Raw genomic sequence first — 1,688 nt, forward strand, 5'->3', positions numbered from 1 at the left:
TCCCGGGCCCGGAGGCGGTCCAGCTCTTCGAGAAGCTGAAGCTCTTCCAGAATGATCGGGTCCATCTTCATCAGATCGTGCCCAACACCCTTGCCATCTTCTCGACCCGCTCCAGCGCCAGCACGTCATCCGCATAGGACGAGGCATAAGGGCCCGGCCCGGTCGCCCGGCCCGAACGGTCATGCGGCGCAAGGCGGTCCCGCATGGCGCGATAGAACTCCAGATGCGCAGCCAGCTTTGCGACAGGATAGCTTTCTGACCATGCGCCCTTGCTGTGGGTCACTGTGCCGCCATCAGCGGAAAGGGTGGCGCGGGCGCTCATGTTTTACACACGCGGCGACCCTTGCGCCCCTTCGGCTTCTGGAGCCGCTTTTTCTCGCGGTAGAACCTGACCTGCTCATGGGTCAGGACCGTTATGGGGCGCATGATTAGGCGCGATACGACGGCATAGAACACCTCCCCGCTTGCGATGCGGAAGCGCCATATCGCGCGGATCGGGCGGCCATCAGGGGCCGCTGGGCCGGGCACGTCAAAGCAATGCTCGATCACATCATGCCGTTGCTGCTCAAGCGCGCGGCACAGGGCCAGAAGCAGCGCCTCAGGGTCTTCGACCCCGGCCCGCTCCCGGGCGCGCTGGCAGAAATGGGAGTTGGTCGGGATTGTGTTCATGCCCCGCCCTCCTCTTCCCGGCGCCGCCGCAGCGCCTCCAGCCGGGCCAGAATGTCGGCCTCTGTCGCTGGTGTACCGGTCAGTGGATTGATCATGGGGGCCTGTCCGGGTTGGGTCAGGCCTTCGGTTCCGACCGCATCCGGCGTCTGGAGCCACGCGAACAGATCGACCGGCTCCCGGCCATACAGCTCGGGAAACCGCCGTGCGATGAGGTTGTAGAGCCCCGGCTTGGAGTCAGGGTTGGTGCGGTTTTTGGCAATGTCGCGGGTCCAGAAGGACTGCAGCAGGTGCCGCGCGATGATGATGGCCTCGCGGAACTCCTCATGCTCCTGCACCCAGCGCCGCATGGTGGAAATCGTGATTCCGATCTCTGCTGCCCAGGACTCGGGGAAATCACCCTTCTGCGCCAGATCGCGCACCATCTGGCAGTGCAGATCGGCATCATACTTGAGGGCTCGGCCCCGTTCTCCCGGGGGCTGGCCGATCAGCGCGAGGAATGATGCTTTGTTGTTTGACATCAGACCGCCCAATCACGTCAGCATTCGCAGCCCTGTCGGGCTGAGGCACCACCCCTTGCCGGGGGCGTCGATCACCCACCCCTCGGAATACAGGGCGCACAGAATATCTGCGGCGATGCCATCGGGGCAGGACAGGGTGTCGCGGATGGATCGCTGCGCCGACATCCAGCTATCGCGGTGATGCACGGCATTGAGGGCTCTCCACGTCTGGGCTGTGAGGCGGCGGTGGAGGATGGATTGAGGCGCCCAACCCCTGCCGGTTCGGGTCGCGGCGTAGGAAGCCCCGGCGATTCCGGCCAAATGGATCGGATATTGGGTGCCCATCACGAAGCCCGCCTCGGACAGCAAGAGAACCGTGTCGGCCAGCTCATGCAGCGCGGCGTTGCCGATGCGGTCCTTGCCCAGATTGCCGATGTGATACACCACGAAGTCGCCGGGCGGAGCCGCAGCGGCCCACTGGCAGAAATGGGCGGTGTCAGCGACGGTTTTGCGGAACGCGGC

4 protein-coding genes are annotated in these 1,688 nt (G+C 64.8%); all 4 read right to left on the reverse strand.

Features of this window, described 5'->3' with window-relative positions; genetic code table 11:
- Positions 1 to 70: 70 nt before the first annotated feature.
- A complete protein-coding gene (locus V7Q39_RS12450; protein WP_333816908.1) occupies positions 71 to 283 on the reverse strand; it encodes a hypothetical protein in 213 nt (70 codons plus the stop codon).
- Between the two features lie 35 nt (positions 284 to 318).
- On the reverse strand, positions 319 to 669 hold the full coding sequence (locus tag V7Q39_RS12455) for a hypothetical protein (RefSeq protein ID WP_333816909.1): 351 nt from the start codon (positions 667 to 669) through the stop codon (positions 319 to 321).
- Positions 666 to 1,091, reverse strand: a complete 426-nt coding sequence (locus tag V7Q39_RS12460; RefSeq protein WP_333816910.1) for a hypothetical protein — start codon at positions 1,089 to 1,091, stop codon at positions 666 to 668. The genes V7Q39_RS12455 and V7Q39_RS12460 overlap by 4 nt, the downstream gene beginning before the upstream one ends.
- A 108-nt stretch (positions 1,092 to 1,199) precedes the next feature.
- The coding region (locus tag V7Q39_RS12465) for a hypothetical protein (RefSeq protein WP_333816911.1) at positions 1,200 to 1,688 on the reverse strand (489 nt) is incomplete at its 5' end.

Origin of the sequence: Tabrizicola sp. (genome assembly GCF_036781545.1) — a bacterium.
Classification (GTDB): domain Bacteria; phylum Pseudomonadota; class Alphaproteobacteria; order Rhodobacterales; family Rhodobacteraceae; genus Tabrizicola.